Origin of the sequence: Micromonospora noduli, from assembly GCF_003264365.1 — a bacterium.
Classification (GTDB): Bacteria; Actinomycetota; Actinomycetes; order Mycobacteriales; family Micromonosporaceae; genus Micromonospora; species Micromonospora noduli.
The window spans coordinates 190096-203621 of record NZ_PYAK01000001.1; the positions used below are offsets into that span (position 1 = coordinate 190096).

11 protein-coding genes are annotated in these 13526 nt (G+C 68.8%); 9 read left to right on the forward strand and 2 right to left on the reverse strand.

Features of this window, described 5'->3' with window-relative positions:
• The first annotated feature begins 156 nt into the window (after nucleotides 1–156).
• The 4 genes from GUI43_RS00890 to glnA all read left to right on the forward strand — a co-directional run bounded on the left by GUI43_RS00890 (nucleotide 157) and on the right by glnA (nucleotide 5875).
• Nucleotides 157–1419, forward strand: coding sequence for a cytochrome P450 (locus GUI43_RS00890; protein ID WP_112697477.1), 1263 nt, complete (start codon nucleotides 157–159; stop codon nucleotides 1417–1419).
• A gap of 161 nt (nucleotides 1420–1580) precedes the next feature.
• The gene (locus tag GUI43_RS00895; protein ID WP_112697479.1) at nucleotides 1581–2498 is read left to right on the forward strand and encodes a manganese catalase; all 918 of its coding nucleotides are present in this window, start codon (nucleotides 1581–1583) and stop codon (nucleotides 2496–2498) included.
• A 97-nt stretch (nucleotides 2499–2595) separates the two neighbouring features.
• Nucleotides 2596–4260: a right-handed parallel beta-helix repeat-containing protein gene (locus GUI43_RS00900; protein ID WP_112697481.1), complete on the forward strand. Its 1665-nt coding sequence runs from the start codon at nucleotides 2596–2598 to the stop codon at nucleotides 4258–4260.
• A gap of 190 nt (nucleotides 4261–4450) precedes the next feature.
• Nucleotides 4451–5875, forward strand: coding sequence for a type I glutamate--ammonia ligase (gene glnA / locus GUI43_RS00905; RefSeq protein WP_112697483.1), 1425 nt, complete (start codon nucleotides 4451–4453; stop codon nucleotides 5873–5875).
• A gap of 178 nt (nucleotides 5876–6053) precedes the next feature.
• Here glnA and GUI43_RS00910 read toward each other — a convergent pair whose 3' ends face one another.
• A complete protein-coding gene (locus GUI43_RS00910) occupies nucleotides 6054–6491 on the reverse strand; it encodes an ATP-binding protein (RefSeq protein WP_167457566.1) in 438 nt (145 codons plus the stop codon).
• A gap of 194 nt (nucleotides 6492–6685) precedes the next feature.
• Here GUI43_RS00910 and GUI43_RS00915 point away from each other — a divergent pair, with 194 nt between their 5' ends.
• Both GUI43_RS00915 and GUI43_RS00920 read left to right on the forward strand, forming a co-directional pair.
• On the forward strand, nucleotides 6686–7942 hold the full coding sequence (locus GUI43_RS00915; RefSeq protein ID WP_112583297.1) for a PP2C family protein-serine/threonine phosphatase: 1257 nt from the start codon (nucleotides 6686–6688) through the stop codon (nucleotides 7940–7942).
• Nucleotides 7943–8149: 207 nt separating this feature from the next.
• Entirely contained in the window at nucleotides 8150–8908 is a 759-nt protein-coding gene (locus GUI43_RS00920) for a GAF and ANTAR domain-containing protein (RefSeq protein ID WP_112697485.1), read from the forward strand.
• 119 nt (nucleotides 8909–9027) lie between these two features.
• Here the strand turns inward: GUI43_RS00920 and GUI43_RS00925 are convergent, their stop codons facing one another.
• Nucleotides 9028–9843: a SigB/SigF/SigG family RNA polymerase sigma factor gene (locus tag GUI43_RS00925; protein WP_112583295.1), complete on the reverse strand. Its 816-nt coding sequence runs from the start codon at nucleotides 9841–9843 to the stop codon at nucleotides 9028–9030.
• A gap of 453 nt (nucleotides 9844–10296) precedes the next feature.
• Here GUI43_RS00925 and GUI43_RS00930 point away from each other — a divergent pair, with 453 nt between their 5' ends.
• The 3 genes from GUI43_RS00930 to GUI43_RS00940 all read left to right on the forward strand — a co-directional run bounded on the left by GUI43_RS00930 (nucleotide 10297) and on the right by GUI43_RS00940 (nucleotide 13463).
• Nucleotides 10297–11445: a zinc-dependent alcohol dehydrogenase gene (locus GUI43_RS00930; protein ID WP_112583294.1), complete on the forward strand. Its 1149-nt coding sequence runs from the start codon at nucleotides 10297–10299 to the stop codon at nucleotides 11443–11445.
• An 18-nt stretch (nucleotides 11446–11463) separates the two neighbouring features.
• Nucleotides 11464–12039 (forward strand): hypothetical protein, encoded by a 576-nt coding sequence (locus GUI43_RS00935; RefSeq protein ID WP_112583293.1) that lies wholly within the window; start codon nucleotides 11464–11466, stop codon nucleotides 12037–12039.
• A gap of 137 nt (nucleotides 12040–12176) precedes the next feature.
• Nucleotides 12177–13463 (forward strand): serine/threonine-protein kinase, encoded by a 1287-nt coding sequence (locus GUI43_RS00940; protein ID WP_170158634.1) that lies wholly within the window; start codon nucleotides 12177–12179, stop codon nucleotides 13461–13463.
• The last annotated feature ends 63 nt before the right edge of the window (nucleotides 13464–13526 follow it).

The following is a 13526-nucleotide window of genomic DNA, read 5'->3' on the forward strand; positions in this document are numbered from 1 at the left end:
CCTCACCTCCATGATGGACCGCCGAACGACGCCACTTGGGGCGATGGACACCGCTGCCCGGAACTCGCCGCCGCCGACCTCCAGGTTGCTGCTCACACTGTCGCTTCGGCTCGGTCGAGCGGGTTTCGCGCCGGGCGTTGTGGGCACTGCCCGCTCATGACCGACCAACGCGGACCACACCTGGACGACGCCCTCGGGGCGCTGCTCAACGGCTACGCCTGGCTGCCCGGGCTGTTGAGACGTGGAGGCGCATCCAGTGTGCAGATCCGGGTGCTGGGTCAACGCGCACTGGCGCTCCGTGGGCCCGAAGCGGTGCGGTTCTTCTACGACGAACGGCACGTGTGCCGGCGTGCGGCCATCCCGGAACCGGTACAGGGAACGTTGTTCGGTCACCGGGCTGTGCACACCCTCGACGGTGCGGACCATCGTCACCGCAAGGCGATGTTCCTGTCCCTGCTCACCGATCCGAGGCGAGTTGCCGCACTGGTCGACCAGGTGGGCGCGGCCTGGAACGAGGCGATCGCGACGAGCGGTGACGGGCGGCAGGTCGTGCTGTTCGACGAGGCGAGCCACGCGATCACCAAGGGCGTCTGCGAGTGGGCTGGAATCCCACTCGACCATGCCGCTGTCGGGCCCGTGGCCCGCGACCTGACCGCCCTGGTCGACGGCTTCGCCACGCTCGGCCCGCGACACTGGCGGGCACGGCGCGCCCGTGGGCGGCGGGAGGAATGGCTGGCCGAACTCGTCCAGCAGGTCCGCGCGGGCGTGGTCACCGCACCTGCCGGATCCGCACTGGAAGCGGTCGCCGGGCACCGCCACCGGGACGGTCAGCTGGTGGACGCCAAGCTCGCCGCGGTCGAGCTGCTCAACATCATCCGTCCCACCGTCGCGGTGTCCTGGTTCGTGGCGTTCACGGCACACGCGCTGCACCGCTGGCCCGAACACCGCGACCATTTGCGCGCCGGCGACAGCGGCTACGCTGTCGCTTTCGCCCACGAGGTACGCCGTTTCTATCCGTTCGCCCCGTTCGTCGGTGGCCGGGCGGCGACCGACCTGACCTGGCAGGGCCAGCGCGTTCCCGCCGGGGCGCTCGTCCTGCTCGACATCTACGGTCAGAACCACGACCCGGGACTGTGGCCCGACCCGTACCGCTTCGACCCACAGCGATTCGTCGGGCGCACTCCCGATCCGTACGAACTCATCCCTCAGGGCGGGGCCGATCCGAGCACCGGGCACCGCTGCCCGGGTGAGGACGTCACAGTGGCCCTGCTCGCGGCCTTCGCCGGCTGGTTGGCACGGCTGGACTACAGGGTGCCCGAGCAGGACCTGACGATCTCGCTGCGTCGAATCCCCACGCTGCCCCGCAGCCGGTTCGTCGTGACCGACCTGTGCGGGACCGAGACCGAGCGGTGGGGCTGACGGTCGGATCTTGGTAGCCCGGCGGGGGTTGATCCCGGGCGCGCAGGGCGGTGGCGGTCGATGACCCGGTGGGGCCACGACGCGGCACCAGGGGGCCGCCGGGCTGGGAACAGGAAGGCCAGCACCGCGCAGGGCGGCGCTGGCCACGATCGGAGAACGCTGTGTTCCGCCACGACCAGCATCTGCAGTTCCAAGCCAAGCCCGAGAAGCCCGACGCCCTGTTCGCCATGAAACTTCAGGAGATTCTCGGCGGACAGTTCGGCGAGATGACCGTGATGATGCAGTACCTGTGGCAGGGCTGGACCTGCCGGGTGCCCGGCAAGTACAAAGACATGATCATGGACATCGGGACCGAGGAGATCGGTCACGTCGAGATGCTCACCACGATGCTGGCCCGGCTGCTCGAAGGCGCCCCCGCCGAAACGACCGAGAAGGCCGTGGCCGCCAATCCGGTGCTTGCGGCCGTCATCGGCGGCATGAATCCGCAGCACGCGATTGTCGGCGGGGGCGGTCCGCTGCCGCGCGACAGCCAGGGTGTGCCGTGGAACGCCGGCTACATCGTCGCCAGCGGCAACCTGCTCGCCGACTTCCGCTCCAACGTCGCCGCCGAGGCGCAGAGCCGGCTACAGACCAGCCGGGTGATGGGTATGACGGACGACCCGGGTGTGAAGGAGATGCTGCGCTTCAACCTTGCCCGCGACACCTACCACCAGCAGCAGTGGCTGCTCGGCATCGAGCAGCTCATCGCCGACGGGTACGTCGAGCACGGTATCGAGAACTCCAACGGCGACCAGGAGAACGCCGATCACAACCACACCTTCTGGAGCTTCGACACCGACAGCCGCGCCTGCGAAGGCCGCTGGGCGCAGGGCCCCAGCCTCATCGGCGGACCGGACCTGGACTGCCTGGCCGAACCGGTCGCGCTGACCGACGACACGCCGCTGCCCCCACCCCCGGACCCGAAGCTGTTCGTCACCTACGACGGCTCGCAGGGGCCGGGCAAACCGGGCAACGCCGCTGGCGCCCACCAGCAGGGCCTCACCAACGTCGTGAAGAAGGTCAAGGACGCTCTCGAGTAACGCCGGCGTCGGTCTTCGTCCGGGAGGCCGGAATCGGGTGCCGGATCGAGGCTGAGGGACCGGCCGCCCACAGGCGGTCACGAGGGGAGAGATTTCAGTGCCGAGCCAGGTGACCCCGGCCAGCCCGGGGGTACGTCCGTATCCCGTGGCCGGGGCCCCGCTGCTCTGCAATGCTCAGGATCACGGCCTGACCGGCAACGGTACGACCAACGACCAGCCCGCGCTCGCCGCGCTCGTTGATCAACTGGGTGACGCGTTCGCCGCGGACGGGCGGGCGCGGGTGATCTACTGCCCACCGGGGGTGTACGCCATCCGCGACGCCGCCACGGTGTGGCGCAGCGGGGTGTCGCTGATGGGCGCGGGGCCCGGCGCCACCCGGTTCGTCCTGAGCAACGAGGGCAACCGGTCCCAGGCGGTCCCGCTGGCGTTCTACACCGCGCAGCTGCACGGGGCGAGTCCGGACCGTCATCTTGCCTACTGCACCTTCGCGGACTTCGAGATCGACGGGTCGGGAGTGGCGCAGGCGGCGTACGACCCGCTGGCCAAGGGGCTCGGGTTGCAGTACGTGACCGGTGGCCTGTTTCGAAACCTGTTCATCCACCACACCGCCGCCACCGGCTTCGGCTGCGACTTCCTCCAGGACACCCTGATCCAGGCGGTCCGGGTGCTCGAGTGCGGCCGGATGGACAACGGCATGGAGATGGGCGGCGCGGGCATCGGTGTCGGCATCGGCGGATGGGGGGCGATGGAGAGGCTGACCATCGCCAACTGCGTCACGGTCGGCAACGCGACCAACGGGATCTTCCTGGAGATGCAGCACCCCGATCGACCCCAGCCGCGCGGGATCAGGATCGTCGGCTGCCACGCCGAGGCGAACCGGTTCGGCATCTCGGACTGGGGTGCCGACGGTCTCATCGTCACCGGGTGCACGATGACCGGAAACCTCGAGGCTGGCTTCCAGGTGTCGGCGAAGGGCACCACCGGCATCCCGGGCAAGGGCGGCCTGCTCACCGACTGCGTCCTCGATGGCAATCTGCGTGACGGAGTCAGCATCGGTAACACCGCCGGCCCCTACACGGTGCGGGGCAACCGGATCACCGGTAACGGCCGCTACGGCTACCACCACCAGGACCTCGGTGAGGGCGATCAGGCCGCCGCCGAGGAGATCGTCATCGAGAGCAACGACATCTGGGGCAACAGTCTCGACGGGATCCGCTTCGACCGCCCACTGACCGACGCCGTCATTATCAACAATCGGATCCGTAACAACGGCCGCCAGTGCGCCGAGGCCGCCGAAGGCGGTGGCGAATCGGTCCGCTACAGCCAGAACACCCTGGTCGACCAGCGTGTGAGCTGGCCTGCCGACGGCCACCGCGGCAAGGTGCTCCGCGTCGGCCACCGGTACGCCGTCGTGGCCGCCAACGACGCCACCACCCTCACCCTCACCCCGATCCGTCCCGGCAGCGCCAACAGTTGGAGCGCCGACACACCGCCGCCCGGAACACCGTACGAACTGCCGGCCGCTCCCACCAGCCGGGCCGGCATCATGATCAATGCCGTCGCCGACTCGGTCACGATCCGGGGCAACCTGATCCGCGACACCAAGTCCCACACCCAGACCCACGGAATCCTGATCACCGATCGGGGTGACTGCGTCAACTGCCGTGTCGTGGAGAACGACCTCGACGGCAACCGGTTCGCCATCCAGACCGACACTCCCCCAGGGGGTGGCTACTGGGAGGGCAACCACGGAGACCAGTGATCTGAAGATCGGGCCGGGCGGCACCCTGAATACGGGCCGCCGACTCCCGCTCACGGGACGCCAACCGGCAAGCCGGACAAACGGCGGCGCGCGCCGCCGCCGCCGTTTACGGTCGAGGCGGGGTGTGCCGATCGGGTCGGGCACGCCCACCGCACCGGGCCATGATCGGATCACGCCTTCCGGGGGACTGATGTTCGCCAATTCCGAGGAACTGCTGCGATACCTCAAGAACGAGGACGTGAAGTTCGTCGACGTTCGTTTCTGTGACCTGCCCGGCGTGATGCAGCACTTCAATCTGCCGGTCGAGTCCGTCAACGACGACCTCTTCACCGACGGCCTCGCGTTCGACGGTTCGTCGATCCGCGGTTTCCAGGCGATCCACGAGTCGGACATGCTCCTGCTCCCGGATGTCGCCACCGCGTTCATCGACCCGTTCCGCGCGCAGAAGACACTCGCGCTGAACTTCTTCATCCACGACCCGTTCACCCGCGAGGCCTACAGCCGCGACCCGCGTAACGTGGCGAAGAAGGCCGAGGCGTACCTCGCCGCCAGCGGCATCGCCGACACCGCCTACTTCGGCGCCGAGGCGGAGTTCTACATCTTCGACTCAATCCGCCACGAAACCTCCGCGCACCAGTCGTTCTACTACATCGACTCGATCGAGGGCGCCTGGAACACCGGCCGCGAAGAGCCCGGCGGCAACCGCGGCTACAAGACCGCCTACAAGGGCGGCTACTTCCCCGTCCCGCCGGTCGACCACTACGCCGACCTGCGTGACTCGATCGTGCGCCGCCTCGTCGACACCGGCTTCAACGTCGAACGCTCACACCACGAGGTCGGCACCGCCGGCCAGTCCGAGATCAACTACCGGTTCTCCACCCTGCTGCACGCCGGCGACCAACTCCAACTCTTCAAGTACATCGTGAAGAACGAGGCCTGGGCCAACGGCAAAACCGCAACCTTCATGCCCAAGCCGCTCTTCGGCGACAACGGCTCCGGCATGCACACCCACCAGAGCCTCTGGCTCAACGGCGAACCACTGTTCTACGACGAGACCGGCTACGCCGGCCTGTCCGACATGGCCCGCTGGTACATCGGCGGCCTGCTGCACCACGCCCCGTCACTGCTGGCCTTCACCAACCCCACGATCAACTCCTACCGCCGCCTCGTGCCCGGCTTCGAAGCACCGGTCAACCTGGTCTACTCCCAGCGCAACCGCTCCGCCTGCACCCGCATCCCGGTCACCGGCGCGAACCCCAAGGCCAAGCGCGTCGAGTTCCGCGTCCCCGACCCCTCGGCCAACGTCTACCTGGCCTTCTCCGCCATGATGATGGCCGGCCTCGACGGCATCAAGAGCAAGATCGAGCCGCCGACGCCGATCGACAAGGACCTCTACGACCTCCCGCCGGAGGAGTGGGGCGACGTCAAGCAGGTCCCCGGCTCCTTCGCGCAGGCGTTGGACTCCCTGGCTCACGACCACGACTACCTGCTCGCGGGCGGCGTCTTCTCCCCGGATCTGATCTCCACCTGGGTCGACTGGAAGCGCGCCAACGAGGTCGAGCCCATGGCGCTACGGCCGACCCCACACGAGTTCGCCCTCTATTTCGACTGCTGACCTCGACGTACGGCAGGTCGCCGCGCCGTGCCAGCCCCGACGAGACCGTTACGAGCAGTTCTTCCGCGGGGTCCCCCGCCGCAGGCCCGCAGGTCGATCAGCTGTCCGTACGGTCGCCCTCGCTGGGGCACACCTCCCTGGCCGATCTTCTCGGTTACCAGGACCGCGTCGGTGACGGCTACCCGAGAGTGCCGCGGGCTCGCGCCGCGATGCGGATGGTGGTGCCTGCGGGTCCGCTGTCGACGAGGAGGTAGTCGGCCATCTGCCCGACCACCCACAGGCCCATTCCTCCCGTGTCGGACAGGGGCGGCCGCTGCGTGGGCGGGACGTAGCGAGCGGTGTTGAACCCCCGCCCCTGGTCGCTGACCTCACAGGTGAGCCGGCGGGCCAGGAGCAGGCGTAGGTCACCTCTGCCGCCCCCGTGCCGAACCACGTTGATCATCAGCTCGTTGACCGCGATGACCCAGTTCTCGATCTCGTCGTGGTCGAGGCCGCACCGGCGACTGACGGCCTCAACCTCGTGTCGGACGCGATTGAGGTCGGCGAGGGTGAATGACGTCGAGAGCAGGGGTTTCCTGGCGGTGGGGGCATGGTGGTCGAGCGGCGGGTTCACCATTGATTCCCCTCCCTGTCGGACGTGACGCCGGTGACCTTGCCGGTGGCATTGGGCTGGACAGCTTCCCGGAACGGGTTCACCAGTCGACCATTGCATCAATGTGACATGGGAAGGTACCCCACGTCGGAGGCACGACACTGTTGATCTCGCTCCTGACGTGCCGTCGGCGGCGTGCCGGCGTCTAGGCTGCCTGAGTGGCTGATGCCGAGGTGGTGACGAACGAGGAACGTCTGCGACGTATCGAGGCGATCACCGATGCTGCCCTGTCGGGGCTGAACGTCGCCGAGTTGCTCGACGAGCTACTTGAACGGGTCCGGGACCTGCTCAAGGTCGACACCGCCACCATCCTCCTGCTGGACGACCACACCGGCGAGCTCGTCGCGACAGCGGCCAAGGGCCTGGAGGAGGAAGTGCGCCGCGGGTTCCGCGTCCGGGTCGGACGCGGCTTCGCCGGACGAGTGGCGGCGACACGCGCGCCGGTCACGATCCATGACGTCACGCCCGACGATGTGGTCAATCCCGTCCTGCTCGCCACGGGCGTACGTGCCCTGCTGGGTGTGCCCATGCTCGCCAACGGCAACCTCGTCGGCGTGCTGCACGTCGGCTCCCTGGCCCTGCGGCGGTTCGGCCCTGAAGACGTGAAGCTGTTGCAGCTCGTTGCCGACCGTGCCAGCCTCGCAGGTCAGGCTCGAGCGCAGGTCCTCGACCGGCAGGCGGCGCTGGCCCTACAACACAGCCTGCTACCCGGCCGACTACCCGACATCCCCGGCCTGGACCTGGCCGCCCGGTACGTGCCCGGCCACGACCTGGGCATCGGGGGCGACTGGTACGACGTGTTCACGTTGCCCTCGGGCTGGTTGGGCGCCGTCATCGGTGATGTCTCCGGCCACGGTCTGCCCTCCGCCGTCGTCATGGGACGCATCCGCAGCGCGCTACGCGCCTACGCGCTCGATTCCGACGATCCCGCCTCGGCGCTGACCTCCCTCGACCGCAAGATCCACCACTTCGAGGCGGGCACTCTCACCACCGCCGTCTATGCCCTGATCGCACCCGACCGCACGAAGGTGCACCTCTCCTCCGCAGGCCATCTGCCACCGCTGCTGGCTGTCCCCGGCCACCCCACCCAGCCTGTCAACCTGACGGTGGACCGGCCCCTCGGCGTGGGCCGACCTTCAACCAGTCGCCGCACCACCGTCCTGGACCTACCGCCGGGCGCGGCGCTCGTCTTCTACACCGACGGACTGGTCGAACGTCGCAACGAGCTGATCGACACCGGCATCGAGCGCCTCGCCGACGCCGTGCGGTCCGGGCCAGCCGAGGCGTTGTGCGACCACATCATGACCACCACCGCGGAGGAGCACCCTACCGACGACATCGCCCTGCTGGTCATCCGCCGCCAACCACCACCGGATCAATCCGCTGGGGCAGCTGATTCGGATGTACTGCGATAACCGACGGCAATCGCGCCGTCGCCGGATCGGTCAACGCCTGCAACCGCACCCTCGGCTGACACGGTCGTACGGGCGGGTCCCGATCTCCGCGGGCAGGAGCGCGTCCGGCGATTCCTGCGGACCACTGGGCTCAGCCGGTTGCTCGGATGATGCGTAGGTTGGCCCTCGTCGGGCACTGGACCAACGACTACCGAAGGAGCTTTCTCGATGCCGAAGTCACCGTATTCACCGCCGGGATCCCGACGGGAAGTACGCGGCGCGCTCGCGGATGCTCTGGTCGGTCTCGCCGAAACCCCGAGTGACGCCTCGTTGATCGATGATCTGTTGCAGCGGATCGTGCAGCTGACCGCTGACCTCGTGGCCCCGGTGAGCTATGCGTCGGTCACCCGGACGCGCGACGGCGCGCCGACAACGGTCGCCATGAGCAGCGAGATCGCACTCGCTGTCGACAGTGCCCAGTACGCCGACCAGACCGGGCCGTGCCTGGAGGCGCTCGACGTCGGTGTGCCCGTCGCCGTGCCGGACATCGCGGCGACCATGGCCTGGCCTCGGTTCCGCGAGGCGGCGCTGGGCCTGGGTCTGCGGGCATCGCTGTCCATCCCGCTGTTCGCCGGTGCCGGCGTGCCCGTCGCCGCGCTCAACCTCTACGGCCATGATCCCGACATGATGGCACCGCTGACCGACCGGGTCTGGACGGTGTACGACCCGGAGCGCACCCGCACCGGAGCCTCGGATCCGCCGTCGTCGGACCCGGGCACCGAGGAACTCATCAGCGGACTCATCGAGGCCTTCGCCGTGCGTGCCGTGATCCAGCAGGCCCTCGGAATGATCATGCATCAGCGGCGCAGCACAGCCGAGGAGGCCTACCTGATACTGCGGGTCAAGGCGGCCGAGACCGGTAGATCGCTCATCGAGATCGCGGCCTCCACCAGACACCACGATGACAGGCCCATACCCGGAAGCTAGGGCGCTGGGCCAGCTGCCAAGATCACACCCTCATCGGCGCGACCCTGCCCTTCCGGTAGTACGGCGAGGGCACAGTCGACCTTGCGGCGGCCGGATCCACCGACCGCCGCAGGTCACCCTCAAGGGATGGCAGTGAGCTGCACCCTCAGCTTGGCCAGCGCGCGGGTCAGCAGCCGGGAGACGTGCATCTGTGACACCCCGATCTGCTCGGCGATGCCCTGCTGGGTCAGGTTGCCGTGAAAGCGCAGTGCGACGACCCTCCGTTCCCGGTCGTCAAGGATCGCCAGCGCCGACGTGAGAGCCACCCTCAGCTCGGCCAGCGCGAGTTCGTTGTCGTCGCCGCCGAGAGTGTCGCCCAGTTCCCTGGAGGTGGTGCCATCGCCGAACGGGGTGGACAGTGAGACCGCGTTGTAGGCACGGGCGCCTTCCAGCCCTTCGAGGATCTCCTCCTCCGTGAGGTCCAGATGCCGGGCGATGTCCGCGACGGTCGGCGAACGGCCCAGCAGCTGGGTGAGGCTGTTGTTGGCCTCGCCGATGGCCATCCGCCGCTCCTGCAGCCGCCGGGGAACGCGGACGTCCCAGGTGCGGTCACGGAAGTGGCGCTTGATCTCCCCCACGATGGTGGGGACCGCGAAGCTGACGAATTCGATCCCACGCGACGGGTCGAACCTGTCGATCGCGTTGATCAGCCCCAGTGCCGCCGTCTGGGTCAGGTCCTCGTTCGGCTCGCCACGGCCGTTGTAACGCCGGGCGAGGTGATGGGCCAGCGGGAGCCATGCCTCGATGGCCCGGGCGCGGGCGGCGGGCCTGGACGGGTGGCCAGCCGGCAGCGCGACCATCACGGCGAGGAGGTGGCTGGCCGGCGACTCAGGCGTGGTGCTGCGGTCAGCCAGGCTGTTCGTCGGTGCGGGCCGGCCTGTCGAAGTGATGGTCATGGTTCCTCCGCTGTCCGGTGTGGGCGTCGTCGCGACCCCCGCGTGGGGAGGTCGCGTCGTGCTCAGACCGGGCGGGTCGCCAGCCGTCCGCAAACCTGTATCAATGGGCATCAGGTGGGCCTTCACGGCCGCTGCGGTTGCTGGCTCGTCGGGTCACGTGCGGACCTCCCGAGACTCGGGATCGTGTCGGGCACGTGGCTTGACCCAGACAAGAGCCTAGAACGGTCGGTGAAGTTCTGCCAGTGGACCGCAACCGCGCCGGCCGCCTGGCGCCGACACGAAACCGCGGCGCCGGCACGCGGGCTGCGGTGGGTGTCGCTCCACCCCGACAGGCTGAGTCGCCGCTCAACCCAGCTTCGGTTTGTCGGCAAAAGACACGGGTACCGAATTCGCGGCGCTTCGGACGGGCCCGGGGCGACACATCCGCCAGCCCTCTGCTCCGGGAGGCAGTCAATGCGAGCAATGGTCTACCGCGGTCCGTACCGCCTGCGGGTGGAGGAGAAGGACCGTCCCCCCATCGAGCATCCCAACGACGCGATCATCAAGGTGACGCGTGCGGCGATCTGCGGGTCCGACCTGCACCTCTATCACGGAATGATGCCCGACACCCGGGTCGGGATGACCTTCGGTCACGAGTTCGTCGGCGTGGTCGACGAGGTGGGTCCGTCGGTGCGGAACGTCCAGCCGGGTGACCGGGTCATGGTTCCCTTCAACGTCTACTGCGGGTCGTGCTTCTTCTGCGCCCGAGGGCTGTTCAGCAACTGCCACAACGTCAACCCCAACGCCACAGCCGTCGGCGGCATCTACGGCTACTCACACACCTGCGGCGGCTACGACGGCGGTCAGGCCGAGTACGTCCGGGTGCCGTTCGCCGACATCGGCCCGAGTCTGATCCCCGAGTGGATGGACGACGACGACGCCGTCCTGCTCACCGACGCGCTCGCCACCGGTTACTTCGGCGCGCAGCTCGGCGACATCGTCGAGGGTGACGTGGTCGTGGTCTTCGGTGCCGGACCCGTGGGCCTGTACGCCGCGAAGTCGGCCTGGTTGATGGGCGCCGGCCGGGTCATCGTCATCGACCACCTCGATTACCGGCTGGAGAAGGCGGCGTCGTTCGCCCACGCCGAGACCTACAACTTCGGGGAGTACGACGACATCGTCGTACACCTGAAAAAGATCACCGACCACCTGGGTGCCGACGTGGCCATCGACGCCGTCGGCGCGGAGGCGGACGGCAACCTCCTCCAGCACGTCACCGCCGCGAAGCTGAAGTTGCAGGGCGGTTCGCCGGTCGCCCTCAACTGGGCGATCGACTCGGTACGCAAGGGCGGCAACGTCTCGGTGATGGGCGCGTACGGGCCGATGTTCAGCGCGGTCAAGTTCGGTGACGCGCTGAACAAGGGCCTGACCCTGCGGATGAACCAGTGCCCGGTGAAGCGGCAGTGGCCGCGCCTGTTCGAGCACATCCGCAACGGCTACCTCAAGCCCAGCGACATCGTGACCCATCGGATTCCGCTGGAGCACATCGCCGAGGCGTACCACATCTTCTCCGCCAAGCTCGACGGCTGCATCAAGCCGCTGATCGTTCCGAACCCCGCCTGACCCGATCGGGAGCCCGACATGGCCTACACAGCAGACAAGCCGAAACTGGCTGAGTCCAGCGACGAGTTGCGTGCCCGAATCCCCGGCTGGGGTGTCGACCTTGATCCGAAGGACCGACCCTCGGTGCCGCAGGAGCGGTTCGACCCGACCCTCAACGGTGCGCACTGGGAGTTCCCCGAGCGGCAGCCTGAGAAGTGGCCGAGGGAGAGGTCGATCGAGCACACGTTCCTCACCCCGGTCTTCGGTACCTCGTGCCCGCCCAGAGGGCTGTCCGGGATGATCCGCCGGTACTCCTACCGCAGGTACAGCGAGGGACGCGCCGCCCACTGGCTGCTCCTGCTCGCCGCCGACCGCGTGGACGTGGTCGAGGCCACCTTTGCTTCGTTCCTGACCCGCCATCCTGACAATCCGATCACCGAGACCGGCGTCCTGAGCGAATTCACCCACCACGGGCTCCCGTCACGGCTGGGCGGCAAGCGGGTCGATCGCGTACACCACCCGCTCGACCCGGTCCTCGTCGCCGCGCCGTGGGTGTTGGCCGCAGGGGTCGCCTATCTGGCCCTCCGCCGAGTCGCCGGCCGCACAAGGAACTAGGTCGGCAACGTCCCCGGCGAGTGGGCGCTCTTCTACCTCGATCCATGGTTGACGGTCCTCGGTCGTCGGCGGCCGACATGGCACGATGGCCGTGTCCTGCGCCGCCGGTGGCCGGGCACGACGCTGATGGAGTCGGGATGTCGGAGCTGGCCGGCCCGCCGGTGCCAGGGTTGGCGAAACTGTGGACGCACGACCCGGTCACCGCCGGCCCGTATCGCCTGGTCGGGCGGTTGGGCGCGGGTGGGCAGGGGGTCGTCTATCTCGGCGAGGACGACGCCGGTGACCGGGTCGCGGTCAAGATGGTCAACGTCGATCTGAGTGATCCACGGGCGCGGTCGCAGTTCGTCAAGGAGATCGCCGCCGCCCGCCGGGTCGCTCCGTTCTGCACCGCGCAGGTGCTCTTCGCGGAGGTGGATGGCGAGCGGCCCTACGTGGTCAGTGAGTTCATCGAGGGCCTGACCCTGCACCGGCACGTCCGCGAGCGTGGTCCGGTGACCGGTAACGCCCTGCACCGGCTCGCGGTCGGCACCGTCACAGCGCTCGCGGCGATCCACAGTGCCGGGGTGGTGCACTGCGATCTGAAGCCGGACAACGTGGTGCTGGGCCAGGACGGTCCCCGGGTGATCGACTTCGGTATCGCCCGGGCGTTGGGCAACACCGAGACGGCGTCCAGCAGGGTCATGGGGACCACCGCGTACATGGCGCCGGAGCGGTTCCGCGACGACGCGATCGGTCCCCCCTGCGACGTCTTCGCCTGGGCGGCCACTATCGCCTTCGCCGCCGGTGGCCGGCCGCCTTTCGGCAGCGATTCGCTCTTCGCTGTGATGCACCGGGTGCTGCACGATCCGCCCGACCTGCCGGCGATGCCTCCCGTTCTGGACGAGCTGATCCGGGAGTGCCTGGCCAAGGATCCGGCGGACCGGCCGACTGCCGAGCGCGTGTTGGTGCGGCTGCTTCGGCAGGACGGCAGGGTCACCGAGCCGCTACGTCGGGAGAGCCTGCTCGAGGTCGGCAACGAGACCGCGGGCGCGCCGACGCCGGACCACCCGCTCCCCCAGGTCACGCCGACGACACCGCCACCGGGCGCGACGCAGTCGCAGGTTCCGGCCCGGCCGACGGTGCCGACCCAGGCCCGACCGGCTCAGCCGGCGCACCTGCCGGTGCAGACCCAGCCGGCGCACCTGCCGGCGACGGAGCCCGGCGTTCGTGCTGAAGAAGGCGGCGCGTCACTGCGTAGTGAGGCCTTTGACGCCTGGGGCATCTCGACCGCGCTCTTCCTCGGTTCGGTTGGCGCCGCCGCCGGCTACGTCGCGTCGAGCGCTGTCGGCCCGGCCGCCGCGGTCGGTGCGGTCGCCTTCGTCGTGGTCTACCTGGTTCGACTGCTGGTCGCGACGGCCCTCGGGAGACGGTCCGACCGCGGGTGACCGGCGCGCTGGGGTCGAGGTCGCCGACTGGCGGCGGATCGATAGGTTGACTGCCACCAGCCG

Bases quoted from the DNA above. Each gene is read 5' to 3' on its own strand.
- GUI43_RS00925 (WP_112583295.1), bottom strand. From the start codon at position 9,843: ATGACCATCACTTCGACAGGCCGGCCCGCACCGACGAACAGCCTGGCT.
- GUI43_RS00935 (WP_112583293.1), top strand. From the start codon at position 11,464: ATGGCCTACACAGCAGACAAGCCGAAACTGGCTGAGTCCAGCGACGAG.
- GUI43_RS00930 (WP_112583294.1), top strand. From the start codon at position 10,297: ATGCGAGCAATGGTCTACCGCGGTCCGTACCGCCTGCGGGTGGAGGAG.
- GUI43_RS00890 (WP_112697477.1), top strand. From the start codon at position 157: ATGACCGACCAACGCGGACCACACCTGGACGACGCCCTCGGGGCGCTG.
- GUI43_RS00920 (WP_112697485.1), top strand. From the start codon at position 8,150: ATGCCGAAGTCACCGTATTCACCGCCGGGATCCCGACGGGAAGTACGC.
- GUI43_RS00940 (WP_170158634.1), top strand. From the start codon at position 12,177: ATGTCGGAGCTGGCCGGCCCGCCGGTGCCAGGGTTGGCGAAACTGTGG.
- GUI43_RS00910 (WP_167457566.1), bottom strand. From the start codon at position 6,491: ATGGTGAACCCGCCGCTCGACCACCATGCCCCCACCGCCAGGAAACCC.
- glnA (WP_112697483.1), top strand. From the start codon at position 4,451: ATGTTCGCCAATTCCGAGGAACTGCTGCGATACCTCAAGAACGAGGAC.